Raw genomic sequence first — 23,642 nt, forward strand, 5'->3', positions numbered from 1 at the left:
TCTTATGCTAGGAGGTGTACAAGGTGAAAGGTATTCTTGGGAAAAAGATTGGGATGACTCAAATCTTTAATGAAGAGGGAGTTGTAATCCCAGTTACCGTTATCCAAGCAGGTCCATGTGTCGTTCTGCAAAAGAAAGAGCTGGATACTGACGGATATGAAGCGATTCAGATCGGATATGATGAGAAAAAAGAACATCGGGCTAATCGTCCAGAGTTGGGACATGCCAAAAAGGCGAATGCCAAACCACAAAAGATTGTTCGTGAAATCCGTGGCGTAAACCCAGCTGAATATGAATTGGGTAGCGAATTAAAAGTAGATATCTTTGGTGCAGGTGAACTCGTTGATGTGACAGGCACTTCGAAAGGTAAAGGTTTTGCTGGTGCGATCAAACGTCACAACCAAGCTCGTGGACCTATGAGTCACGGTTCTCGTTACCATCGTGGTCCTGGTTCACTCGGTGCTATTGCTCCTAACCGCGTATTTAAAGGACAAACCTTACCTGGACGTATGGGTGGAGAAAAAGTTACCGTCCAAAACCTTGAAGTAGCAGGAATCGATACTGAACGCAACTTAATTATGATTAAAGGTTCCGTACCTGGACCTAAAAATAGTTATGTATTTATTAAATCTGCCGTAAAAGCTGCTAAGTAATTGACTGAAGGAAGGAGGATTTATCATGCCAAAGGTTCAAGTGCTAGATGTAAACGGTCAGCAAGTTGGGGAAGTGGAATTATCAGAGGCTGTATTTGGTATTACTCCCAACAAAGCTGTATTGCATGATGCAGTAGTGATGCAACAAGCATCGCTTAGAAAAGGTACTCATGCAACCAAAAATCGAGCAGCAGTGAGTGGTGGCGGAAGAAAGCCATGGCGCCAAAAAGGAACGGGTCGTGCTCGTGCAGGTAGCATTCGTTCCCCGCTTTGGGTAGGTGGTGGTGTTGTTTTCGGACCACAACCACGTAACTATGCTTACAAAATGCCAAAAAAAGTTCGCCGTCTTGCGATTAAGTCTGCTCTATCTACTAAAGTGAATGAGAATGGACTGGTTGTACTCGATCAATTGCAACTTGAGCAACCAAAAACCCGTGAAATGGTTAAAGTATTAAATAACCTAGGTGCAGATCGGAAAGCACTCGTTGTAACAGACCAGCTTGAGGATAATGCAGTATTATCTGTACGCAACATTCCAGGAGTAAAATTGATCCATGCAGATGGATTAAATGTACTTGATGTGTTGTATCATGATAAATTAATTCTCACTCGTGGTGCTGTAAATCGCGTTGAGGAGGTGCTTGGCCAGTGAAAGACCCACGCGATATTATCCGTCGTCCAGTTATTACCGAACAATCTACTGAAATGATGGAACAAGGTAAGTATGTTTTTGAAGTAGATATTCGTGCTAATAAAGTGGAGATCAAAAAAGCGATCGAAAAAATCTTTGACGGTGTTAAAGTTGATAAAGTAAACACATTACGTGTACCAGGTAAACAAAAACGTTATGGTCGTTACACAGGTCGCACTCCTGAGCGTAAAAAAGCGGTCGTAAAACTCGCTGAAGACAGCAAACCTATTGAAATTTTCGAAGCGTAATTACGCTATCATAGGATAAAGGAGGGAAAGTGAAGTGGGTATCAAGCATTTTAAACCGGTGACACCATCCCGTCGTCATATGACATCATCTACTTTTGAAGAAATCACTACTGATAAGCCGGAGAAGTCTCTGGTTGTCAACCTGAACAAAAAAGCAGGTCGTAACAACCAAGGTAAATTAACCGTGCGCCATCAAGGTGGTGGACATAAGCGTAAATACCGGATCATCGACTTCAAACGGAATAAAGATGGTATTGTAGGTAAAGTGGCTACCATTGAGTATGATCCAAACCGTTCTGCTAACATTGCGCTTATTCATTACCGTGATGGTGAAAAACGTTATATCCTAGCACCTCATGGATTGAAAGTAGGAACTGAAATCGTTTCAGGTCCTGATGCAGATATCCGTGTTGGTAATGCATTACCACTTCGTAATATCCCAGTAGGTACTGTAATTCACAATATCGAGTTAAAACCAGGTCGTGGTGGACAACTTGTACGTGCAGCAGGTGCTTCTGCACAACTATTGGGTAAAGAAGGTAAATATGCGATTATTCGTCTAACCTCTGGCGAAACACGTATGGTGCTTTTAGATTGTCGTGCAACGATTGGTCAAGTAGGTAACTTGGATCATGAGTTAATCACCATTGGTAAAGCAGGTCGTTCTCGTTGGTTAGGTAAGCGCCCAACTGTTCGTGGATCTGTCATGAACCCAGTTGATCACCCACACGGTGGTGGTGAAGGTAGAGCACCAATCGGACGTAAATCACCAATGAGTCCATGGGGTAAACCAACGCTTGGCTACAAAACCCGTAAGAAAAACAAGGCTTCTGATAAATACATTATCCGTCGTCGCAAAAAATAAACATGCTTTTAAAATACCCTCACTCGAAGGGAGGTTCAAAATATGGGCCGCAGCTTGAAAAAAGGACCTTTTGCGGATCAACATCTTTTGAAAAAAGTTGAAGAGCTGAATGAAAAGAACGAAAAACGCGTGATAAAAACATGGTCTCGTCGTTCTACTATTTTCCCTGAGTTTGTTGGTCATACATTTGCGGTTCACGATGGTCGCAAACATGTGCCTGTTTATGTATCCGAAGATATGGTAGGTCATAAATTGGGTGAGTTTGTACCGACTCGGACTTACAAAGGTCACGCAGGTGATGATAAGAAAACACGTAAACGGTAGAGGATAGGAAAGCGAGAGAGGAGGGAAGTAGATGTCTGCAAAAGCCATTGCACGTTATGTGCGAATCAGTCCACGCAAAGCGCGCTTGGTAATCGACTTAATTCGCGGAAAATCTGTAGATGAAGCTTTAGCTATTTTAAAATTTACTCCTCGTGCCGCCTCGCCAATCATTGAAAAAGTGCTTTTGTCAGCGATAGCGAACGCTGAGCATAACAAAAACCTAGATCGTAGTAATCTTTTGGTAACAAAAGCATTTGTAGATGAGGGGCCAACTATGAAGCGCTATATGCCTCGTGCTATGGGGCGTGCGAGCCGGATTAATAAGCGTACCAGCCACATTACAGTGGTTGTTGGTGAAAAATAATCATGATGGAATAAGGAGGGAAGAAGATTGGGTCAGAAGGTAAGTCCTATTGGTCTGCGTGTTGGGATCATTCGCGACTGGGATTCCAAATGGTATGCAGACAAAGACTATGCAGAACTGTTACATGAAGACATTAAAGTCCGTGAGTATGTCAAAAACCGCTTGAAAGATGCTGCAGTTTCTCGTATTGAGATCGAACGTGCTGCAAATCGCGTAAATATTACTATTCACACTGCAAAACCTGGGATGGTAATTGGTAAAGGCGGTTCTGAAGTTGAAGCACTTCGTTTAGCGCTTGCTAATCTTACTAATAAAAAAGTGCACATCAATATCTCTGAGATTAAAAATCCTGAATTGGATGCTCTCTTGGTAGCTGAAAACATTGCACAGCAATTAGAGCGTCGTGTTTCTTTCCGTCGTGCAATGAAGCAATCTATTCAAAGAGTGATTCGTGCTGGTGCTAAAGGAATTCGTACACAAGTCAGTGGACGTTTAGGTGGTGCAGATATCGCTCGTAGTGAAGGATACAGTGAAGGAACAGTACCACTTCACACTTTACGTGCAGATATTGACTACGGCTTTGCTGAAGCACATACCACTTATGGTCGTATCGGCGTCAAAGTATGGATTTATCGTGGTGAAGTACTCCCTACCAAAAATAAGGGAGAAGTGGAAGGAGGGAAGTAATCCATGTTAATGCCAAAACGAGTGAAATTCCGTCGTCAACACCGTGGTAAAATGAAAGGTCGTGCAAAGGGTGGCACGGAAGTAGCCTTCGGTGAATATGGTTTACAGGCATTAGAGCCATCTTGGATTACGAACCGTCAGATCGAAGCTGCCCGTGTGGCGATGACCCGCTATATGAAACGTGGTGGTAAAGTTTGGATCAAGATCTTCCCAGATAAGCCGATTACTCAAAAACCTTTAGAGGTACGGATGGGTAGCGGTAAAGGTTCTCCAGAAAAATGGGTGGCTGTCGTTAAACCAGGTAAAATCATGTTTGAAATTGCAGGCGTATCGGAAGAAATCGCACGCGAAGCAATGCGTCTTGCAGCAAACAAACTACCAATTAAAACGAAATTTGTAAAACGTGAGGCGGGTGGAACAGATGAAAGCTAAAGAGGTATTAGAGTTGACCACCGCCGAAATCGAGCAAAAGCTCGCACAGTACAAGGAAGAACTGTTTAACCTCCGTTTTCAAAAAGCAATTGGGCATTTAGAAAACCCTGCTCGTTTAAGCCAAGTTCGTAAAAATATTGCTCGTTGTAAAACAGTACTCCGTGAGCGTGAACTAGGCATCGAAAGGAGGAAACAGGGATGAGCCAGCGCACAACGCGCCGTAAAGTACGTGTCGGCAAAGTGGTTAGCGATAAAATGGATAAAACGATCGTCGTCAGCGTAGAAACTTACAAAAGACATTCTCTATACGGTAAACGTGTTAAATATACGAAGAAATTCAAAGCGCATGATGAGTTAAATCAAGCAAAAGTGGGCGATATCGTACGGATTATGGAAACTCGTCCACTCTCCAAAGAAAAACGTTGGCGTTTAGTTGATATCGTTGAAGAAGCAGTAATTATTTAATGTGTTCCTGTTGATTTTAAGCCGGAAGGAGGAAATACGATGATTCAACCTCAAAGTCGCCTTCGTGTTGCAGACAACTCCGGTGCAAAAGAAATTATGTGTATCCGTGTGTTAGGTGGTTCTAAAAGAGCCTCTGCAGGTATTGGCGATATCATCGTGGCTTCTGTGAAACAAGCAACACCCGGTGGCGTTGTTAAGAAGGGTGACGTTGTTAAAGCAGTTATCGTTCGCACAGTTCGCCCATCTCGTCGTCAAGATGGTTCTTACATTCGATTCGATGAGAATGCTGCTGTTATCATTAAAGAAGACAAGAGCCCAAGGGGTACACGTATCTTCGGACCAGTAGCTCGTGAATTACGTGAGCGTGATTTTATGAAAATCGTATCTCTTGCACCAGAAGTGCTATAATGACTGTTTGATTTAGATACACCCCGAAAAAGTAAGGAGGTGCAATGCATGGCAGCGAAAAAGGCAAACTCTAAGCCAAATAAGCTTCACATCAAAAAAGATGACGTTGTGATCGTCATGCGCGGGAAAGAAGCGCCTTACTTCGATGAAAAGCAAGGTAAAAAGGTTTATACCAAAGGGCGGGTTATTAAAGTATTCCCTAAAGAAGAGCGGGTGCTAGTTGAAGGATGCAATATTGTGAAAAAGCATTCCCGTCCAACTCAAACAAACCCACAAGGTGGAATTATTGAGAAAGAAGCGCCTATTCACGTTTCAAATGTGATGATTGAAGACCCAAAAACCAAGCAACCAACCCGTATTGGTTATAAGTTCATCGAAGGTAAAAACGGAGAAAAGAAAAAAGTACGTTACGCTAAAAAATCCGGCGAAATTCTAGATAAATAATGTGGTAAAGAAGGGAGGTCAATCTAATGGCAGCTCGATTAAAAGAACTTTACCTCAATGAGGTTAATCCTGCATTGATGAAAAAGTTTAACTATCAATCAACAATGCAAGTACCAAAGATCGAGAAAGTTGTAATTAATATGGGATTAGGTGAAGCCGTTCAAAACTCCAAAGTTTTGGATCATGCAGTTGCTGATCTCGCAACCATCTCTGGTCAAAAGCCAGTAATTACTCGTGCGAAAAAATCAATTGCTGGTTTTAAATTGCGTGAAGGAATGCCAATTGGTGCGAAAGTAACTCTTCGTGGTGAGCGCATGTATCACTTTTTGGATAAATTGATGAATGTAGCATTGCCACGAGTTCGTGACTTCCGTGGTGTTTCCCAAAAATCATTTGATGGACGTGGAAACTATACATTGGGCTTAAAAGAGCAATTGATCTTCCCAGAGATTGATTATGATAAAATTGACAAAGTTCGTGGTATGGATGTCGTCATTGTAACTTCTGCTAATTCGGATGAAGAGGCACGTGAACTATTAACCCTAATGGGTATGCCGTTCCGTAAATAATAAGCGTTGATAAATTTATTTAAAAAGGAGGGAATCCAATGGCCAAGAAGTCAATGATCGCCAAAGCGAAGCGTCAACCAAAATTCCAAGTACGTGCTTATACTCGTTGCGAACGTTGCGGTCGTCCACATTCGGTACTTCGTAAATTCCGTCTGTGTCGTATCTGCTTCCGTGAATTGGCTTATAAAGGGCAGATTCCCGGCGTGAAAAAAGCAAGCTGGTAAACAGGAAGGAGGGACTAAGTCATGGTAATGACAGATCCGATCGCTGATATGCTGACAAGAATCCGTAATGCGAACATGGTACGCCATGAGAGTTTAGAGGTTCCAGCTTCTCGTATGAAACGTGAAATCGCTGAAATCTTAAAGCGTGAAGGATTCATTCGTGATGCTGAATATATCGATGATAACAAGCAAGGGATCATTCGTATTTTCTTAAAGTACGGTTCAAACAATGAAAAAGTGATCAGCGGCTTAAAGCGCATCAGTAAACCAGGACTTCGTGTCTATTGTAAATCGAACGAGATTCCACGTGTATTACGTGGACTGGGTATTGCGATCTTATCTACTTCCAAAGGTGTTATGACTGATAAGGAAGCACGTCACTACAATGTCGGTGGAGAAGTTATTGCATACGTTTGGTAAGATATGTAGATGGATGGAGGTGACAGCATGTCTCGAATTGGTAAGAAACCAGTCGCTATTCCAAGTGGTGTAGAAGTAAAAATCGATGGTAACACGGTGACTGTAAAAGGGCCAAAAGGTACCTTATCTCGTGACTTCCATTCCGATATTGAAATCAAATTGGAAGAAAATGAATTAGTAGTTACTCGTCCAAGTGACCATCGTGTACATCGTTCCTTACATGGTACGACTCGTAGCATTCTCGCTAATATGGTTGAGGGTGTAACCAATGGATTTAGCAAAACATTGGAACTCGTAGGTGTTGGTTACCGTGCAAATAAAAAGGGGAATACGCTTGTATTAAACCTAGGGTTTTCTCACCCCATTGACTTTCCTCAGCCAGAGGGAGTTGAAATTGAAGTACCATCAACTACACAAGTGATCGTAAAAGGTATCGATAAACAAGTCGTTGGCCAAGTTGCTGCTAAAATTCGTTCATATCGTGAACCAGAGCCTTACAAAGGTAAAGGGATTAAATATAGCAGTGAACGTATTCGTCGTAAAGAGGGTAAAACTGGTAAGTAATGCAGCTTAAGCAAGAAGGGAGTGAGCTAGGCCGTGCTAAAAAAAGATGTTCGCAATAAAAAGCGGAAAGTACGTCATCTGCGAGTGCGTAAGAAATTATTTGGAACTACTGAACGTCCTCGTTTGAACGTATTTCGTTCCAATAAAAATATTTATGCACAATTAATTGATGATACCAAGGGAGTTACTTTGGTTTCAGCTTCAACCATGGACAAAGGATTGCAAGTTGAAGGCAATGGAAGTACGGTTGAAGCTGCACGCGCTGTAGGTGAAGTGATTGCAAAACGTGCGCTTGAAAAAGGAATCTCTCAAGTGGTATTTGATCGTGGTGGATACCTCTATCATGGCCGTGTCAAAGCATTAGCTGAAGGTGCAAGGGAAGGAGGTTTAGAGTTTTGAGCAAGCAAAAATCCAAACGAGATGCTGGACAAAGCGAATATATTGAAAAAGTGGTTAATATTAACCGCGTAGCTAAAGTAGTTCAAGGTGGTCGTCGTTTCAGCTTTAGTGCTCTTGTTGTTGTTGGTGACGGAAAAGGTAAAGTTGGCGCAGGCATTGGTAAAGCATCTGAGGTACCTGAAGCAATCCGCAAAGGTATTGAAGCTGCTAAAAAGAATATGGTAAGTGTGCCTATCTATGGCTCAACCATTCCACATGAAGTGATCGGACATTATGGAGCAGGTAAAGTTTTGATGAAGCCAGCTTCGAAAGGTACTGGAGTTATCGCAGGTGGTGCAGTACGTGATGTTTTGACTGTAGCAGGTGTTAGCGATATTATTTCGAAGTCAACAGGTTCAAATAACCCTATTAATATGGTACGTGCGACCTTAGAAGGTCTTCAAAGCTTGAAACGTCCAGAAGATGTTGCAAGATTACGCGGAAAATCAGTAGAAGAACTGTTAGGATAAGGAGGGATGACCGTGGCTAAGAGACTTTCGATTACCCTGAAACGGAGTATGATTGGCCGTCCGGAAGTCCAACGTGTCACCCTGCGCACGCTCGGTCTTAAGAAGCGGGAGCAGACCGTAACCCATCAAGATAGCCCAGCCATTCGTGGAATGATCAATAAGGTCAAACACTTGGTTGAAGTGAAAGAAATTAGCGAGTAATGTGCAGGACATGTTGAAGAGGAGGTGCGAGCTATGAAACTGCATGAGTTAAAACCAGCTCCAGGTTCTCGAAAAAAGAAAAAACGTCTAGGTCGTGGTATTTCAGCTGGTCAAGGTAAAACTGCAGGCCGTGGGCATAAAGGCCAAAAAGCCCGTTCGGGTGGAGGTGTACGCCCTGGATTTGAGGGTGGACAAAATCCAATTTATAGACGTTTGCCAAAACGAGGTTTTACCAATCCAAATCGTATTGAATATGCAATTATCAACTTAGATACCTTAAATCGTTTTGCTGAAGGAACTGAAGTTACTCCAGAATTACTAGTACAAGAGGGTATTGTGAAAAACCTCAAAGACGGTTTAAAAGTATTAGGCAATGGAGAACTCAATGTGAAATTGACCGTAAAAGCTCATAAGTTCTCCCATTCAGCTGCAGAAAAAATTGCTGCTGCTGGTGGAGTGACGGAGGTAATCTAATGTTGGATACCTTGAGGAACATCTTTAAGGTTGAAGATCTTCGTCGGCGTATCTTATTTACGTTACTTATGCTTGTTGTATTTCGGATCGGAAGTTTTATTCCGGTCCCAAATACCAATGCGGATGTAATTAAACAATTGGTAAGCCAAGGCCAAGGTGTTTTTAACTTGATGAATGCCTTTTCGGGTGGAGCGTTTACCAACTTCTCCATCTTTGCAATGGGAATTATGCCTTATATTACGGCATCGATTATTGTTAACTTATTGTCGATGGATGTAATCCCTGCTTTTTCTCGTTGGGCTAAAGAAGGTGAAGTAGGCCGGCGTAAGATGTCGCAAGTGACTCGCTACATTACCATTGGATTAGCAATTATTCAATCGATCGGTATGACGATCGGATTTAATAATGTCTCTAATAACTTAGGTGGTTTTATTAAAGATGATAGTTTTTGGGGCTATGCGCTAATTTCAATTACCCTAACTGCAGGAACTGCCTTTTTGATGTGGCTAGGTGAGCAAATTACGGATAAAGGTATCGGTAACGGGATCTCTATTCTAATCTTTGCAGGGATTCTTTCTTCTATCCCTTCGGGTATTCAATTAGTTTATCCAACACTATTTCCTAGTGGTGGAAATATAACCATGGGTGTTCTAAAAGCGATTGGTATTGTGTTGGTAATTGTTTTAGTAATTGTAGCAAGTATTTTCATTCAGCAAGGAGTTCGTAAGATCCCTATCCAATATACGAAGCGTATTGTTGGTCGTAAGATGTATGGTGGACAATCTACTCACATTCCTTTAAAAGTGAATGCAGCAGGTGTAATTCCAATCATCTTTGCGGTAGCGCTGGTAATGTTTCCTTATACAATCGCTAGTTTCTGGCGCGGGAACCCTGTAGCAGATTGGATTATGGTCAACTTTGACTATACACAATCAGTACTAGGTGTAGTTCTTTACGTACTCTTTATTATTGGGTTTACGTACTTCTATACATTTGTTCAGATTAACCCAATGCAACTTGCTGATCAATTAAAGAAAAATGGTGGATTTATTCCTGGAGTTCGCCCTGGAAAAACCACTGAAAAGTATATGACTAAACTTCTTAACCGTTTAACTCTAAGTGGTTCAATCTTCTTGGCGTTAATTGCAATTCTACCCGTATTTTTCATTATGCTTGCCGGCTTACCTCAATCAGTTCAAATAGGTGGAACGTCTCTTTTGATCGTAGTAGGGGTTGGTTTAGAATTAATGAAAACGATCGAGAGCCAGTTGATTCAGCGCCACTACAAAGGTTTTATGAAAAAATAGTAGAAAGCCCCGGAAAGGTTCCGGGGGAACTCTTTCTACCTTATTTTTGTTGATAGTTAGATCGGCTTTATCGTTGAGTTGATTTAACTCTTTGCTTACTGCGGACTGCCGGTAGGCTAATGACACCGGGAGGGATGACGCTTGAATATCGTACTAATGGGATTACCTGGAGCTGGCAAAGGAACACAAGCCTCTAACATCATTGCTGAGTTAAAAATCCCACATATTTCAACAGGAGATATGTTTCGACAAGCTGTGAAAGAACAAACTCCTCTTGGAATTGAAGCTAAGTCTTTTATGGATCAAGGGCAGCTTGTTCCTGACCGTGTCACAATTGGTATTGTTCGTGAGCGTCTCAGTAAAGATGATTGTGCGAATGGATTTTTATTAGACGGCTTTCCTCGCACCGTACCACAAGCAGAAGCACTTGATGAACTACTAAAGGAGTTAGATCGTAATTTGCATCATGTTATCTACATTGATGTTGATGAAGATGAACTTATTAAACGTTTGACTGGACGTCGGATTTGTCGTCAGTGCGGAACTACTTATCATCTTGTTTTTGCACCACCAAAACAAGATGGTATTTGCGATCGCTGTGGTGCAGAGCTATATCAACGTGACGATGATCGTGAAGAAACTGTTAAAAACCGTTTAAAAATCAACATGGAACAAACAAAGCATCTCTTAGATTACTATCAGTCTACTGGAACCCTTAAACGTGTAGATGGTCAACAGCCAATTGATCAAGTAACCCATACAATTTTGTCACTAATTCGAGGGAATTTAAAATGATTGTTATAAAATCGCCAAAAGAATTAGAGATTATGAGACAAGCTGGCAAGATTGTATATCTAACCCATCAAGAATTAAAAAAAGCGATTCATCCGGGAATCACTACGAAGGAATTGGATCGAATTGCCGAGAAAGTTATTCGAGGTTATGGTGCAACTCCTTCTTTTAAAGGTTATAATGGGTTTTCAGGAAGTATTTGTACATCTGTCAACGAAGAGCTTGTACATGGTATTCCGAGTTCGAGAAAACTCAAAGACGGGGATATTATCTCTTTGGATATTGGCGCTTGTTATGATGGATATCATGGGGATTCTGCTTGGACTTATCCTGTTGGAAATGTTTCTGAGGAAGCAAAGAGGTTACTTGAAGTAACTGAAGCTTCGTTGTATAAAGGTTTAGAACAAGCAAAGCCGGGTGCAAGACTTGGAGATATCTCTCATGCAATTCAAACGGTAGCCGAAAATGCAGGCTTTTCAATTGTTCGTGAATATGTCGGACACGGCATTGGCCAAAGCTTACATGAAGCACCTAGTGTTCCAAACTATGGCTTACCTAGGAGAGGTCCTAGACTTAAGCGTGGCATGACATTGGCCATTGAACCGATGATCAATGCTGGTAGTCGCTATGTACGAACACTTGATGATGATTGGACGGTTGTGACCACAGATGGTTCTTTATGTGCCCATTTTGAGCATACCATCGCGATCACGGAAGAAGGCTATGAGATTCTAACTACAGCATCGATGGGTGAAGGGTGATGGACGTGACAGTGACGGACAATCATCCTAAGTTAGGGCAGATTGTCCAGGTACTACGTGGCCGTATTGCTGGGTCATATGCAATTGTCATTGATTTCGAAGAACCACATTTTGTTTGGTTGGCTGATGGAGATCAGCGTAAAGCGGACCGTCCGAAAAAGAAAAATGTGAAGCATATTCAACCCACGAGAATAGTTGTGGAAGAAATCGCTCGCGTTTTGAAGGATGTCGGTCGTGTGCCTGATGCGATGTTACGGTACGCCCTAAACCAATACCTGCTCCAGCAAAATAGTGAGCAGAAAGGAGAGTGAATCGATGGCCAAGGAAGATGTGATCGAAGTGGAAGGGATCGTTCAAGAACCTTTACCTAATGCCATGTTTAAGGTTAAATTAGAAAACGGTCACGAGGTACTTGCGCACGTCTCTGGCAAGATTCGTATGCACTTTATCCGCATTTTGCCAGGAGATAAAGTGACAGTGCAACTTTCACCATACGACTTAACCCGGGGACGTATCACTTATCGTTATAAATAACCAACCTGAAAGGGAAAAGACAGGAGGTAGCCGAAGTGAAAGTAAGACCATCGGTGAAACCCATTTGCGAGAAGTGTAAAGTGATTCGTCGCAAAGGAAGAGTTATGGTAATATGTGAAAACCCTAAGCATAAACAAAGACAAGGTTAATAAGGAGGTGTAGTGTAAATGGCACGTATTGCTGGGATTGACTTACCACGTGAGAAGCGCGTAGAAGTTTCTTTAACCTACATCTACGGAATTGGACGGGCAAAAGCTAAAGAAATTTTAAGTGCTACAGGAGTAAATCCTGATACTCGGGTTCGTGATTTAACAGAAGAAGAAGTTAATCAATTACGTAGCTACATTGATAAAAACGTTTTAACAGAAGGTGATCTACGTAGAGAGATTGCTTTAAATATCAAACGTCTTATTGAGATTGGTAGCTACCGTGGTATTCGTCATCGTCGTGGTTTACCTGTTCGTGGTCAAAGAACTAAAACAAATGCTCGTACACGTAAAGGTCCTCGTCGTACAGTAGCGAATAAGAAAAAATAATAGATAAGGAGGGAAATACTATGGCAAAGCGTAAAGCTACACAACGTGTGAAACGTCGTGCCAAAAAGAATATTGAATCTGGCGTTGCACATATCCGCTCTACTTTTAACAACACCATTATTACTATTACTGACCCTCGTGGTAATTCTGTAGCATGGTCTAGTGCAGGTACAGCTGGTTTTAAAGGAAGTCGTAAAAGCACACCATTTGCAGCACAAATCGCTGCAGAACAAGCTGCAAAAACTGCGATGGAAAATGGAATGAGATCTGTAGAAGTATTAGTTAAAGGTCCGGGTGCTGGTCGTGAAGCTGCAATCCGCAGTTTGCAAGCTGCAGGGTTAGAAGTTAGCTTAATTAAAGATGTCACACCAATTCCTCATAATGGTTGCCGCCCACCTAAACGTCGTCGTGTATAATGCACCCTGCTTTTTGAAGGCTTCCTAGGTTTAACTTGGAAGATGTTTGTATATACTGGATAGGACTAGTCCTGTAAAAAAGAACCATATTATTAAATCTGTTCTCCCTTTTGCTGGAAGAGCTTGTCCGGAACGCGACGTTTCGAAGGAGGGTTTGCGAGCCGTGATTGAAATTGAAAAGCCAAAGATTGAAAAGGTTGAAATCAGTGAGGATCATCGTTACGGGAAGTTTGTGGTAGAACCTTTGGAACGTGGATATGGTACGACACTAGGTAACTCCTTACGCCGTATTCTGCTCTCCTCTTTACCCGGCGCGGCGGTAACATCCATTCAGATAGATGGAGTTTTACATGAGTTCTCCACGATTCCTGGCGTTGTGGAAGATACAACGGAAATCATCTTAAACTTAAAAAAGTTAGCTTTACGAATCCATTCGGACGAGGAAAAAGTTTTAGAGATTGATGTTAGTGGAGGAGGCGCTGTGACCGCTGCTGATATTCGGGCGGATAGCGATGTAGAAATCCTCAATCCTGACTTGCATATTGCGACTCTCGCTGATGATGCAAGTTTACGTATGCGGATGACAGCTAATCGAGGCCGTGGATATGTCTCTGCTGATAAAAATAAAAGCGAAGATCAACCTATTGGTGTGATTCCAATTGATTCCATCTATACACCAATTGAAAGGGTTAATTATCAAATAGAAAATACACGTGTTGGGCAAGTGACAAACTATGATAAATTAACCCTAGAAGTATGGTCGGATGGTAGTTTAATGCCTGATGAAGCTGTAAGCTTAGGGGCAAAAATATTAAATGATCATTTGATGCTTTTTGTTGGGCTCACTGAAGAAGCACAAATTACGGATACCATGAAAGAACCTGTGGAAGATAAGACTGAGAAAGTCATGGAGATGACAATTGAAGAGCTTGATCTTTCCGTTCGTTCTTATAATTGTCTCAAACGTGCTGGTATTAACACTGTACAAGAGCTTACACAAAAATCAGAAGAAGATATGATGAAGGTTCGTAACCTTGGACGTAAGTCTTTAGAGGAAGTTCAAGAAAAGCTTGCAGAGCTTGGTTTGGGCTTGCGAAAAGACGACTAAATTATCGAAGGGGGAGGGAGTACGATGGCATACGCAAAATTGGGTAGAAATTCTGCAGCACGTAAAGCTTTATTCCGTGATTTAGTTACAGATCTAATCATTAATGAACGGATTGAAACCACGGAATCTAAAGCGAAGGAAGTACGTTCTATTGCTGAAAAGCTAATCACATTAGGTAAACGTGGTGACTTACATGCACGTCGTCAAGCGGCTGCATATGTTCGTAAGTTCCGTTCTCATACCGTTAAAGATGGTGAAGAAGTTAAACATCAGCAAGTGGATGCAGTTAAAAAATTATTTGATGAAATCGCACCACGATACAAGGAGCGCAATGGTGGTTATACACGCATTTTGAAACTTGGGCCACGCCGTGGTGACGGTGCTCCGATGGTATTTATAGAACTGGTTAAATAAGGTTATGTTTTTCTTTTGTTTTAATCAAAGGGTGAGGGCAGGATCCGGGCCGGTCCTGACATTTACCCTTTTTTCTTTTAGGGAGATCTTATGGAACCAATCATTCAAGTATCAAATGTGTGGTTTAAGTATCCAGGAGAAGATCCATCTGTAGAGTATTTTGTCTTAAGAGATATCAACCTTTCTATTGGTATAGGGGAATATGTAGCCATCATTGGTCCAAATGGCTCTGGAAAATCCACGTTAGCCCGTATGTTTAATGGACTATTATTACCAAATCAAGGCGAGATCAAGATTGCCGGTTTAGCTACAACAACACTAGAAAATTTGTGGGATATACGTAAGACTGTAGGAATGGTATTTCAAAATCCAGATAACCAGATTGTAGCCACCACAGTCCGTGATGATGTCGCTTTCGGTCTAGAAAACTTAGGTGTTCCACGTTCGGAAATGCAAAAGCGTATTTCTAGAGCATTAGAAGCTGTTGGTCTTTCTGGGATGGAGGAAAGTGCACCCCATTATCTATCTGGTGGACAAAAGCAACGCTTAAGTATTGCTGGTATTTTAGCTATGCAGCCTAAAGTAGTTGTGTTTGATGAGGCAACTTCCATGTTAGATCCTCAGGGGCGTAAAGAAGTTCTTAACTTGATTGCAAGCTTACATCAGAGCGGAACTACCGTCGTTCATATTACACACTCCGCAGAAGAAGCTTTTCTAGCCAAACGGATATTGGTAATCGCTAAAGGCCAAATTCAGTTGGATTTACCTCGTGATGAGCTTTATAAGCAATCAATCAATTTAGAAAAATGGGGATTAGAGGTACCACTTCCTGTCCAATTACATCAGCGTTTGATAAAACGCGGAATTCCTTTGACTGATCATGTTAAATCAACGGAGGATCTGGTGATGCAGATATGGAAATTGTTATCAAAAACTTAAATCATATATATATGCCAGGGACTCCTTTTGAAAGGCAAGCGCTTCAAGACCTGAATATGCAAATTTCTAGTGGCTCTTTTGTTGCTATTCTTGGGCAAACAGGATCAGGAAAATCCACACTCATCCAACTTATTGCAGGCTTGATGTCTCCTACTTCAGGAAATATCCAAATTGGATCTTATCATCTAACACCAAATAGCAAAGAGAGATTGGCTGTTCGCAAGCATGTCGGTGTTGTATTCCAATATCCAGAACATCAATTATTTGAAGAGACAGTCGTGAAAGATATTGCTTTTGGTCCTCGAAACCAAGGCTTATCTGAAAAGGAAGTCACAGAAAGAGTTCAAATGGCAATGGAGATGGTCGGTTTAAGCCCCGAATTAGGTGATCGCTCTCCGTTTCAGCTTAGTGGAGGACAAATGCGTCGTGTGGCGATTGCGGGAGTCCTAGCCTTATCTCCAGAGATTTTAATATTAGATGAACCGACAGCAGGACTTGATCCGCATGGAAAATCTGAACTCTTAAATACCATTTCCAAGCTGCATAAAGAAAGGCAAATGACAGTTATTTTAGTTACCCATGATATGAATGATGCTGCTAGATTTGCCGATTATCTTTTTGTGCTAGCAAGGGGTACCTGTGAGTTAGAAGGGACACCTGGGGATGTATTTAAGGAACAAGATCATCTTGTTCAGTTTGCCTTGGATTTACCCGATATTACTCGCCTTATTAATCAATTGAATCGCCAGATCCATCCACCCATTCCAACTAATATTTTTTCAATGAATGAGTTAGAGAATCATTTAATTGAGCGATTGAAGAAGGTCGTGAGCTTGTGAACCAGTTGGTGATTGGACAGTATGTCCCTGGCCGTTCACTGATACATCAGCTAGATCCCAGAGCAAAACTAGCTTTTGTTTTTGCTTATATGATTTTAGTTTTTTTTGCTAACAATATAGCTTCTTATGGTCTTCTATTGTTTTTTTCAGCTTGTACTATTTATTTATCACAGATTCCACTTCGAATTTTTTCCGCTTCATTAAAACCTATCCTTTTTCTCATTTTGGTTATGATCTTATTTCATTTATTTTTAACAAAGGGTGGGCAAGTTTTATTTCATTTTTCTTTTCTAACGATTTATGAAGAAGGTGTAAGACAAGCTGTCTTTATTTCTTTACGTTTAATTCTACTCGTTTTGACAGCCTCACTGCTTACATTTACGACTTCTCCTATGGATTTAACAGATGGTTTAGAAAATATGCTACATCCTTTTACTCGCTTTGGCTTACCTGCACATGAGTTTGCGTTGATGATGTCCATCGCACTTCGATTTATTCCTACAATTTGGGATGAAACAGAAAAAATTAAGAAGGCACAAATGGCTCGTGGGGCTGACTTTGAAAGTGGTCACATATTCCGTAGAGTCAAGAGCTATATTCCTGTCCTCATTCCTTTATTTATTTCTGCATTTCGACGTGCTGAAGACTTGGCATTAGCCATGGAAGCGAGATGCTATCGTGGTGGAATCAATCGAACTAAACTTCGAGAACTTCATTTTTCAACCAAAGATCTCGGACTTGTTATTATTTTTGCCTTCCTTGTGCTGGGGATTTGTCTTTTAAGAGAATAGGGGTAGTAGAAGTGAAGAAGATCAAGCTGGTAATTGCATATGATGGAACCGACTTTTCGGGTTTTCAACGCCAGCCGGATAAGCGAACGATTCAAGGAACTTTGGAAAAAGTTTTGAGTCAGTTGACTGGGGAAGAAATACAGATTTATGGTTCTGGACGAACCGATGCAGGTGTACATGCTTTAGGACAGGTTTGTCATTTTTCAACCAATAGTCCGATTCCGGTTGATAAGTACTTGTATATACTACGTCGCCTTCTACCTCGTGATATCGTGGTTCAATCTTGTGAGGAGGTACCTTGCGATTTTCATGCTCGTAAAAGTGCCTACTGGAAAACTTATCGGTATCAAATCGAGACAAGTAGGATCCCACATATATTTATGCGGCGTTTTTATACACATCGTCCATTTGTACTTGATACAAAGGCAATGCAAGAAGCTGGACAACTTTTACTAGGCACATATGACTTTACCTCTTTTTGTTCTGCAAAGACAGTCATTGAGGATCGCGTGCGGACTATTTATGATTGCCAGATCCTTAAAGAGTCTAATAGTATATTGATTGAAGTTACAGGTAATGGTTTTTTATATAATATGGTTCGTATTATTGCTGGAACTTTATACGAGGTAGGAAGAGGAATACGTTCAGCACAAGAGATTGTTCAGATTTTAGCTGCGAAAGATCGTACGAAAGCTGGACCTACTTTTCCACCAGAAGGTCTGATTCTCTTGCAAGTTGGATATGTCCCTTGGCAAGATTCGGCAACACATTTTTCTTGTAAGTAGTGGAAATAAAATTGACATCACGGCTAATTTAGGATATGATTACTTTTGGTATTTTCCACACCTTGCCCCGGTGGAAACATGTTCGGCGCAATATCATCAATCTTAATAATCATATACGGAATACTTCCGTTTATTGATAGAGGAGGGAACTACATGCGTACCACATATATGGCAAAACCGCTTGAAGTAGAACGGAAATGGTATGTGGTTGATGCTAAAGGGAAAACCTTAGGTCGTTTAGCATCTGAAGTAGCAAAAATTCTTCGTGGAAAACATAAACCACAATTTACTCCACATGTGGATACTGGTGACTTCGTTATTGTGATTAATGCTTCGCAAGTTGAATTAACTGGTAAAAAGTTAAACGATAAATTCTATTATCGTCACTCCGGTTATCCAGGTGGATTAAAATCCATTTCAGCTGGAGATCTACGTGCAACACGTCCTGATCGTATGATTGAATTAGCTGTTAGAGGTATGTTGCCTAAAAATAGCTTAGGTCGTCAACAATTAAAGAAATTAAAAGTATATGCTGGTTCTGAACATCCACATCAAGCTCAACAACCTGTTGAGTTAGAACTGCGCGGATAATTAAAGGAGGTTTTGAAACGTGGCACAAGTTCAGTTTTATGGAACCGGTCGCCGTAAGGAATCCGTTGCGCGTGTGCGTCTGGTTGCCGGAGATGGCCGGATTGTAGTAAATGGTCGCAATTTGGATGAGTTTTTTGGTCTTGAAACTTTAAAAGCAATTGTACGTCAGCCATTAGTATTAACGGATACGTTAGGTCGCTATGATGTATTAATTAATGTTCATGGTGGAGGCTTTACCGGACAAGCAGGTGCAATTCGTCATGGTATCGCTCGCGCTCTTTTAAAAGTAAATCCTGAGCTTCGTCCTGTTCTCAAAAAAGCAGGCTTCTTAACCCGTGACCCACGGATGAAAGAACGTAAAAAATATGGTCTTAAAGCAGCTCGTCGCGCTCCTCAGTTCTCTAAGCGTTAACGACTTGCATACTCATTTACCAACCCTCGCTGGCCGAGGGTTTTTTCTTTTTCTATTTTTCAAGTATGCTTTAAATAAAATTGTCTACAATGGTATTTAGAAAGTGATTACACCAAAGGAGAAGCTGTTATGAGTGGAGAAATTATCGATTTTGAACAGAAGTATAGTGAGCGGAAAGAAAAGTTGCGTGTAGAGGCTCTGCGTACCTTTCCTTGGGATGAAGTAGAAAGCTTTCGTAATGAAGCTTTAGAGCCTATTATCCGTTCACTCTCTGATCAAAAACGGATTATCTTATTAGAAATGGCTTACCGTTTAATTTTTGAGGCTTATGCGGTAGGAATGGTCGAGGCTAAAAAGGCACTGTCTTTGAAACGAGGTTTATCACAAGAAGTAGATTGGAATACGGTTTACTTACATTTTTATAAAAAACTTGGTGAGGAATTGATTCAAGAGACAATCAATGATTTCGCAATATTTTATTGGATGGAAGAATGGAACAGTCAAAGTATATATTTTTTATTTGAGGATATATTTCAAGGTTGGTTTATTCAAGGAATTAAAGTAGCACTTAAATTAAATATCCGTTAGCAGAGGTTTTTAACGACTCCTTGTCACTTTACCATCATCTATCCAATCTGTGTAACAAGAGTTTATAAACTCTTTCTCCTTTTATAAAATATTTGTATACAATTTAAAGATGGGCATTCAGTATTTGTAAGTAGTAAACTATCAACCTTAGGAGTAATTATGATTTACTAAAAAGACTACTTTTTTCCTTGCTAGGAGAGGATTTATGTTTATAAATAGGCATATTTGTAGTGATAATATAATAATAGAGAGACCAAAAAAGCCCTTAGTTTATCAGTTGACTAAGGGTTTTTTTTCTTTGATTAATCAGTAATCATAAGCTACAAAAATGCTTAAGGCAGTTGTCCTCACCATAAATAGTAGCTAAAGTCCATTTCATCCATTGCTGGATCTTTTCATTTTGTTTCGATCACTTAATTCATTGGCAATTTAATTGTTTGCGTTTATTGATAATAATAAAAATGGATAGGAATTAAAAAAGGTAAGCACAAGTAGATTTGTACTTACCTTTGGATTAACTTACTCTTTATAAGTTACCAACTCGATTTTTCTTTTTTCGTAGGAATAGGAAGTAGTAAATATAACATAATATGACCACTACACTACCACCATAGAAAATTACTTTTAAATCCTCTACTAAGAGAAGGCTAAAAAGGAAGATAAGGTTTAGTATAAAGGCTACAATTGGTAAGAATGGATAAAGCGGTGTACGGAATTTCAAATCCTCAAGTTTGTTTCCTTGAGCTAAATAACGTTTTCTAAAGAAAAGAAGCGATAGTGGAATGGACATCCAACCGATAATAGCTCCCATTCCAGCTGCATTAATCAGCCAATTAAATGCTTTTTCCGGTGAATATAGATTGGTAAGTAATGCGATAATCGAGAAAAAGAATGTGAAGATCAGAGAAACGATAGGGACTCCACGTTTATTTACTTTACTAAGTGCAGAACTAACGAGTCCTTCTTTTGACATTGACCAAATAATACGAGTTGATGAGTATAGTCCAGCATTTGCCGCAGAGAATAGTGCGGTTATAATAACAAAGTTCATAATATCTGCTGCATAAGGAATACCAATTCGATCAAAAACCCAAACAAAAGGACTTTCGACTTTTCCGGCTTCGGTCCATGGCATTAAACCTGCTAATATAGCAATGGCTAAAACAAAGAAAATAACAGTACGCCAAGCTGTTTGACGAATGGCACGTGGTATGGTCTTTTCGGGTTCACTACTTTCTCCGGCAGCAATGCCAACCATTTCTGTACCTTGGAAAGAAAAGTTAACCGTAATCATCGTTAGGAGAATGGCAGCAATTCCATGTGGGAAGAAACCACCATGAGCTGTGTAGTTGGATAACATGGGTGCTTCTGTATACCCTTTCATTGGAATTAGTCCAAATAAAGCTCCTAGCCCTAAGATAATAAAGAGAATAATGGTAATCACTTTGATACTGGAGAACCAGAACTCACTTTCACCAAAACTTCGAGCCGAAACAGCATTAATGATAAAGAGTAAAGAGGCAAAAAGTACAATCCAAATCCATGATGGAGTATGTGGGAACCATCGTTTCATCATTTCTGAAATTGAAGTAATATCCAGAGCTATTGTTGGTGGCCAACTAAACCAATACATCATTCCTACGGTAAATCCAGTTCCTGGACCGATATATTTACTAGCATAAGCTTGGAAAGATCCAGATACTGGCATGCTTACAGCAAGCTCACCTAAACAAAGCATAATCATAAACATAACCAGACCACCAAAAGTATAGGCTAAAAGCGCCCCACCAGGTCCAGCCTGATTTAAGGTTTGACTAGTTCCTAGGAAGAAACCTGTTCCAACAACGCCTCCTAACGCAATCATAAATAAATGTCTTGGTTTAAGAGTACGTTTTAACTGTTGATTTTCCATAAATGACCTCCATCTATTTGAAAGTACGTTTGATAAATATAACAGGAATACTGAAGTAGCTATTATCGATGAGCTTTTTTATGGATGTTCTTACTATTGTAGACAGATCTGTCGATACGCTTTCTTATAAAGATAAAATAGTATAGATAACATAATACAATTGCGATACTACCGCCAATAAATACGGGTTGCTGCTCAGGAATAAAGATCAAACTAATCAAAACAATGAAGTTGAAACCAAAAGCTAGAATAGGTACTACAGGATAAAATGGTGTATGGAACTTCAATTCTTCAATTTTTCCGCCTTCAGAAAGATATTGTTTCCGAAAGAAAAATTGAGAAAGTGGGATAGAAATCCAACCTACTAGTGCTGCTAAAGCAGCTGCATTTAATAACCAAGCAAATGCCTTTTCAGGAGAGACGAGGTTGGTAAGTAAGCCTAAAATCGAGATTGCAAAAGTAAAAGCAAGTGCTGTAAATGGTACACCCCGTTGATTTACTTTACCTAGGCGAGGACTTACTAGTTTTTCTTGAGCTAAAGACCAAATCATTCGGGTAGATGAATATAAACCAGAATTAGCTGCTGAGAAAAGGGCTGTGATAATAACAAAGTTCATAATATCAGCAGCATAAGGAATCCCAATTTTATCAAATACTACTACGAAAGGGCTTTCTACTTTTCCTGCTTCAGTCCAAGGGATCAGCCCAGCGAGAATTGTAATTCCAAGAACAAAGAAAAGGACTGTACGCCAAGCTGTTTGTCGAATAGCACGTGGAATTGATTTTTCAGGTTGATCACTTTCTCCAGCCGCAATACCAACGATTTCTGTACCCTGAAATGAGAAGTTCACTGCAATCATAGTTAGAAAAACAGCAGATAGACCATTTGGGAATAAGCCGCCATGATTCATATAATTAGAAAACATTGGAGCGGATTGATCTTTCATAGAGATAAGTCCAAATAGTGCTGCTCCTCCTAAAATAATAAATAGAACAATCGTGACAACTTTAATTCCTGCTAGCCAAAACTCACTTTCACCATAACTACGTGTTGAAAGTGCATTAATGATAAAAATTAAGACTGAGAAAGTAATAATCCATATCCATGATGAGGAATGAGGAAACCACCGTTTCATTAGTTCAGACATAGAAGTAATGTCGAGAGAAATAGTTGCAACCCAATTTAACCAATACATGATCCCAACCATAAATCCAGTGGCTGGGCCAATAAACATACTCGCATACCTTTGAAAAGAACCAGATACCGGCATAGCTACTGCTAATTCTCCCAAACAAAGCATGATTAAAAACATAACCAAACCACCAACAGTAAATGATAAGATGGCTCCACCAGGTCCTGCTTGATGGATAATCTGGCTTGTTCCTAAAAAAAATCCGGTTCCAATCACGCCACCTAATGCAATCATTGAGATATGTCTTGGCTTTAAGGATCGCTTAAGTTGTTGCTCTTCCATTGGTCAGCCTCCTTACTGTCTTGAAAAGTGAGTAGCGAATGATGGCTTTTTATTTTATATCATTCTTTATAAATACAGGACTCTATATTTATAATAGTGATTGTAGGTTGCCACATCGTTTGGTCTCACTCACTTATTACATAAACCTATGCTAGAAAGCGCTTTCTCGGTCTTTTCTCGTAATCTAATGATTTTATTTTAGTATAATATATATACATTTATCAACATAAAATATAATTTTTGGTAATAATTATCTAATTTTATGTATAAATATAATATATTTTTAAAGAAAATATAAAGTATACTCTGCTCGTTGCTTTATTGTGTTTGGTTAGCGCAATGAATAAAACATGTATTAAAAATTTCTTAAAGCTGTATTTTTATTATTTTTCGCTGAAAATACCCTCATCTACTATAAGTAGGGGTGAAATATTATCATATCCATCTGAATAAGTAAAAAGCCTTCATTACTTTTAAACTTGTCCCATATATATTTACTAT

The 23,642-nt window shown here is 40.2% G+C and carries 39 protein-coding genes; 37 read left to right on the forward strand and 2 right to left on the reverse strand.

All coding sequences use genetic code 11. The features are described from left to right. Positions 1-23 precede the first annotated feature (23 nt). The 37 genes from rplC to DL897_RS13085 all read left to right on the forward strand — a co-directional run bounded on the left by rplC (position 24) and on the right by DL897_RS13085 (position 19,754). Positions 24-653, forward strand: coding sequence for a 50S ribosomal protein L3 (rplC, locus tag DL897_RS12905; protein WP_113659562.1), 630 nt, complete (start codon positions 24-26; stop codon positions 651-653). Between the two features lie 25 nt (positions 654-678). Continuing rightward, the gene (rplD, locus tag DL897_RS12910) at positions 679-1,305 is read left to right on the forward strand and encodes a 50S ribosomal protein L4 (protein ID WP_113659563.1); all 627 of its coding nucleotides are present in this window, start codon (positions 679-681) and stop codon (positions 1,303-1,305) included. Beyond that, positions 1,302-1,592, forward strand: a complete 291-nt coding sequence (gene rplW, locus DL897_RS12915) for a 50S ribosomal protein L23 (protein ID WP_113659564.1) — start codon at positions 1,302-1,304, stop codon at positions 1,590-1,592. Before rplD ends, rplW begins: the two co-directional genes overlap by 4 nt. Before the next feature lie 34 nt (positions 1,593-1,626). Continuing rightward, positions 1,627-2,457 (forward strand): 50S ribosomal protein L2, encoded by an 831-nt coding sequence (gene rplB / locus DL897_RS12920; protein ID WP_113659565.1) that lies wholly within the window; start codon positions 1,627-1,629, stop codon positions 2,455-2,457. Between the two features lie 42 nt (positions 2,458-2,499). Continuing rightward, a complete protein-coding gene (gene rpsS, locus DL897_RS12925) occupies positions 2,500-2,781 on the forward strand; it encodes a 30S ribosomal protein S19 (RefSeq protein WP_113659566.1) in 282 nt (93 codons plus the stop codon). A gap of 31 nt (positions 2,782-2,812) precedes the next feature. Further along, positions 2,813-3,145 (forward strand): 50S ribosomal protein L22, encoded by a 333-nt coding sequence (gene rplV, locus DL897_RS12930; RefSeq protein WP_113659567.1) that lies wholly within the window; start codon positions 2,813-2,815, stop codon positions 3,143-3,145. 27 nt (positions 3,146-3,172) lie between these two features. Continuing rightward, positions 3,173-3,832: a 30S ribosomal protein S3 gene (gene rpsC / locus DL897_RS12935; protein ID WP_113659568.1), complete on the forward strand. Its 660-nt coding sequence runs from the start codon at positions 3,173-3,175 to the stop codon at positions 3,830-3,832. Positions 3,833-3,835: 3 nt separating this feature from the next. Further along, positions 3,836-4,264 carry a 50S ribosomal protein L16 gene (gene rplP / locus DL897_RS12940; RefSeq protein WP_113659569.1) on the forward strand — a complete coding sequence of 143 codons (429 nt, stop codon included), beginning with the start codon at positions 3,836-3,838 and terminating at the stop codon, positions 4,262-4,264. Continuing rightward, positions 4,254-4,466 (forward strand): 50S ribosomal protein L29, encoded by a 213-nt coding sequence (rpmC, locus tag DL897_RS12945; RefSeq protein WP_113659570.1) that lies wholly within the window; start codon positions 4,254-4,256, stop codon positions 4,464-4,466. Before rplP ends, rpmC begins: the two co-directional genes overlap by 11 nt. Continuing rightward, entirely contained in the window at positions 4,463-4,729 is a 267-nt protein-coding gene (rpsQ, locus tag DL897_RS12950; protein WP_113659571.1) for a 30S ribosomal protein S17, read from the forward strand. Before rpmC ends, rpsQ begins: the two co-directional genes overlap by 4 nt. A 39-nt stretch (positions 4,730-4,768) precedes the next feature. After that, complete coding sequence (gene rplN / locus DL897_RS12955; RefSeq protein WP_113659572.1) at positions 4,769-5,137, forward strand: 50S ribosomal protein L14; 369 nt, start codon at positions 4,769-4,771, stop codon at positions 5,135-5,137. Between the two features lie 48 nt (positions 5,138-5,185). Further along, positions 5,186-5,581 carry a 50S ribosomal protein L24 gene (gene rplX / locus DL897_RS12960; protein WP_113659573.1) on the forward strand — a complete coding sequence of 132 codons (396 nt, stop codon included), beginning with the start codon at positions 5,186-5,188 and terminating at the stop codon, positions 5,579-5,581. Between the two features lie 26 nt (positions 5,582-5,607). Next, entirely contained in the window at positions 5,608-6,150 is a 543-nt protein-coding gene (gene rplE / locus DL897_RS12965) for a 50S ribosomal protein L5 (RefSeq protein WP_113659574.1), read from the forward strand. A gap of 38 nt (positions 6,151-6,188) precedes the next feature. Then, the gene (locus DL897_RS12970; protein WP_113659575.1) at positions 6,189-6,374 is read left to right on the forward strand and encodes a type Z 30S ribosomal protein S14; all 186 of its coding nucleotides are present in this window, start codon (positions 6,189-6,191) and stop codon (positions 6,372-6,374) included. A gap of 21 nt (positions 6,375-6,395) precedes the next feature. Then, complete coding sequence (gene rpsH, locus DL897_RS12975; protein ID WP_113659576.1) at positions 6,396-6,794, forward strand: 30S ribosomal protein S8; 399 nt, start codon at positions 6,396-6,398, stop codon at positions 6,792-6,794. Positions 6,795-6,821: 27 nt separating this feature from the next. Next, positions 6,822-7,358 (forward strand): 50S ribosomal protein L6, encoded by a 537-nt coding sequence (gene rplF / locus DL897_RS12980; protein WP_113659577.1) that lies wholly within the window; start codon positions 6,822-6,824, stop codon positions 7,356-7,358. 33 nt (positions 7,359-7,391) lie between these two features. Beyond that, positions 7,392-7,757 (forward strand): 50S ribosomal protein L18, encoded by a 366-nt coding sequence (gene rplR, locus DL897_RS12985; RefSeq protein ID WP_113659578.1) that lies wholly within the window; start codon positions 7,392-7,394, stop codon positions 7,755-7,757. Continuing rightward, entirely contained in the window at positions 7,754-8,266 is a 513-nt protein-coding gene (gene rpsE / locus DL897_RS12990; RefSeq protein WP_113659579.1) for a 30S ribosomal protein S5, read from the forward strand. Before rplR ends, rpsE begins: the two co-directional genes overlap by 4 nt. A gap of 6 nt (positions 8,267-8,272) precedes the next feature. Beyond that, positions 8,273-8,467, forward strand: a complete 195-nt coding sequence (gene rpmD, locus DL897_RS12995; RefSeq protein WP_113659580.1) for a 50S ribosomal protein L30 — start codon at positions 8,273-8,275, stop codon at positions 8,465-8,467. 33 nt (positions 8,468-8,500) lie between these two features. Then, entirely contained in the window at positions 8,501-8,941 is a 441-nt protein-coding gene (gene rplO / locus DL897_RS13000; RefSeq protein ID WP_113659581.1) for a 50S ribosomal protein L15, read from the forward strand. Then, complete coding sequence (gene secY / locus DL897_RS13005; RefSeq protein ID WP_113659582.1) at positions 8,941-10,248, forward strand: preprotein translocase subunit SecY; 1,308 nt, start codon at positions 8,941-8,943, stop codon at positions 10,246-10,248. The genes rplO and secY overlap by 1 nt, the downstream gene beginning before the upstream one ends. A 141-nt stretch (positions 10,249-10,389) precedes the next feature. Next, positions 10,390-11,043: an adenylate kinase gene (locus tag DL897_RS13010; protein WP_113659583.1), complete on the forward strand. Its 654-nt coding sequence runs from the start codon at positions 10,390-10,392 to the stop codon at positions 11,041-11,043. After that, positions 11,040-11,801: a type I methionyl aminopeptidase gene (gene map / locus DL897_RS13015; protein ID WP_113659584.1), complete on the forward strand. Its 762-nt coding sequence runs from the start codon at positions 11,040-11,042 to the stop codon at positions 11,799-11,801. Before DL897_RS13010 ends, map begins: the two co-directional genes overlap by 4 nt. Continuing rightward, a complete protein-coding gene (locus tag DL897_RS13020) occupies positions 11,801-12,112 on the forward strand; it encodes a KOW domain-containing RNA-binding protein (protein ID WP_113659585.1) in 312 nt (103 codons plus the stop codon). The genes map and DL897_RS13020 overlap by 1 nt, the downstream gene beginning before the upstream one ends. Before the next feature lie 4 nt (positions 12,113-12,116). Next, positions 12,117-12,335, forward strand: a complete 219-nt coding sequence (gene infA, locus DL897_RS13025) for a translation initiation factor IF-1 (protein WP_113659586.1) — start codon at positions 12,117-12,119, stop codon at positions 12,333-12,335. A gap of 35 nt (positions 12,336-12,370) precedes the next feature. Next, positions 12,371-12,484, forward strand: a complete 114-nt coding sequence (gene rpmJ / locus DL897_RS13030; protein WP_009488082.1) for a 50S ribosomal protein L36 — start codon at positions 12,371-12,373, stop codon at positions 12,482-12,484. A gap of 18 nt (positions 12,485-12,502) precedes the next feature. Next, positions 12,503-12,871 carry a 30S ribosomal protein S13 gene (gene rpsM, locus DL897_RS13035; protein ID WP_113659587.1) on the forward strand — a complete coding sequence of 123 codons (369 nt, stop codon included), beginning with the start codon at positions 12,503-12,505 and terminating at the stop codon, positions 12,869-12,871. A gap of 20 nt (positions 12,872-12,891) precedes the next feature. Continuing rightward, positions 12,892-13,287: a 30S ribosomal protein S11 gene (gene rpsK, locus DL897_RS13040; RefSeq protein ID WP_113659588.1), complete on the forward strand. Its 396-nt coding sequence runs from the start codon at positions 12,892-12,894 to the stop codon at positions 13,285-13,287. Positions 13,288-13,450: 163 nt separating this feature from the next. Further along, positions 13,451-14,395 (forward strand): DNA-directed RNA polymerase subunit alpha, encoded by a 945-nt coding sequence (locus tag DL897_RS13045; RefSeq protein ID WP_113659589.1) that lies wholly within the window; start codon positions 13,451-13,453, stop codon positions 14,393-14,395. Between the two features lie 24 nt (positions 14,396-14,419). Beyond that, positions 14,420-14,809 (forward strand): 50S ribosomal protein L17, encoded by a 390-nt coding sequence (gene rplQ / locus DL897_RS13050; protein WP_113659590.1) that lies wholly within the window; start codon positions 14,420-14,422, stop codon positions 14,807-14,809. A gap of 90 nt (positions 14,810-14,899) precedes the next feature. Further along, on the forward strand, positions 14,900-15,748 hold the full coding sequence (locus DL897_RS13055) for an energy-coupling factor transporter ATPase (RefSeq protein ID WP_113659591.1): 849 nt from the start codon (positions 14,900-14,902) through the stop codon (positions 15,746-15,748). Then, positions 15,724-16,587, forward strand: coding sequence for an energy-coupling factor transporter ATPase (locus tag DL897_RS13060; RefSeq protein WP_113659592.1), 864 nt, complete (start codon positions 15,724-15,726; stop codon positions 16,585-16,587). Before DL897_RS13055 ends, DL897_RS13060 begins: the two co-directional genes overlap by 25 nt. Further along, the gene (locus tag DL897_RS13065) at positions 16,584-17,378 is read left to right on the forward strand and encodes an energy-coupling factor transporter transmembrane component T family protein (protein ID WP_113659593.1); all 795 of its coding nucleotides are present in this window, start codon (positions 16,584-16,586) and stop codon (positions 17,376-17,378) included. Before DL897_RS13060 ends, DL897_RS13065 begins: the two co-directional genes overlap by 4 nt. An 11-nt stretch (positions 17,379-17,389) precedes the next feature. Further along, positions 17,390-18,163, forward strand: coding sequence for a tRNA pseudouridine(38-40) synthase TruA (gene truA, locus DL897_RS13070; RefSeq protein WP_113659594.1), 774 nt, complete (start codon positions 17,390-17,392; stop codon positions 18,161-18,163). Positions 18,164-18,316: 153 nt separating this feature from the next. Continuing rightward, on the forward strand, positions 18,317-18,754 hold the full coding sequence (gene rplM, locus DL897_RS13075; RefSeq protein WP_113659595.1) for a 50S ribosomal protein L13: 438 nt from the start codon (positions 18,317-18,319) through the stop codon (positions 18,752-18,754). Between the two features lie 19 nt (positions 18,755-18,773). Beyond that, positions 18,774-19,166, forward strand: coding sequence for a 30S ribosomal protein S9 (gene rpsI / locus DL897_RS13080; RefSeq protein ID WP_113659596.1), 393 nt, complete (start codon positions 18,774-18,776; stop codon positions 19,164-19,166). A gap of 129 nt (positions 19,167-19,295) precedes the next feature. Continuing rightward, positions 19,296-19,754: a hypothetical protein gene (locus tag DL897_RS13085; protein ID WP_113659597.1), complete on the forward strand. Its 459-nt coding sequence runs from the start codon at positions 19,296-19,298 to the stop codon at positions 19,752-19,754. 526 nt (positions 19,755-20,280) lie between these two features. Here DL897_RS13085 and DL897_RS13090 read toward each other — a convergent pair. Then, positions 20,281-21,666 (reverse strand): amino acid permease, encoded by a 1,386-nt coding sequence (locus DL897_RS13090; RefSeq protein WP_113659598.1) that lies wholly within the window; start codon positions 21,664-21,666, stop codon positions 20,281-20,283. A 62-nt stretch (positions 21,667-21,728) separates the two neighbouring features. After that, a complete protein-coding gene (locus tag DL897_RS13095) occupies positions 21,729-23,141 on the reverse strand; it encodes an amino acid permease (RefSeq protein ID WP_113659599.1) in 1,413 nt (470 codons plus the stop codon). Positions 23,142-23,642 lie beyond the last annotated feature (501 nt).

The sequence above is a fragment of the Thermoflavimicrobium daqui genome, assembly GCF_003313465.1.
GTDB lineage: Bacteria > Bacillota > Bacilli > Thermoactinomycetales > Thermoactinomycetaceae > Thermoflavimicrobium > Thermoflavimicrobium daqui.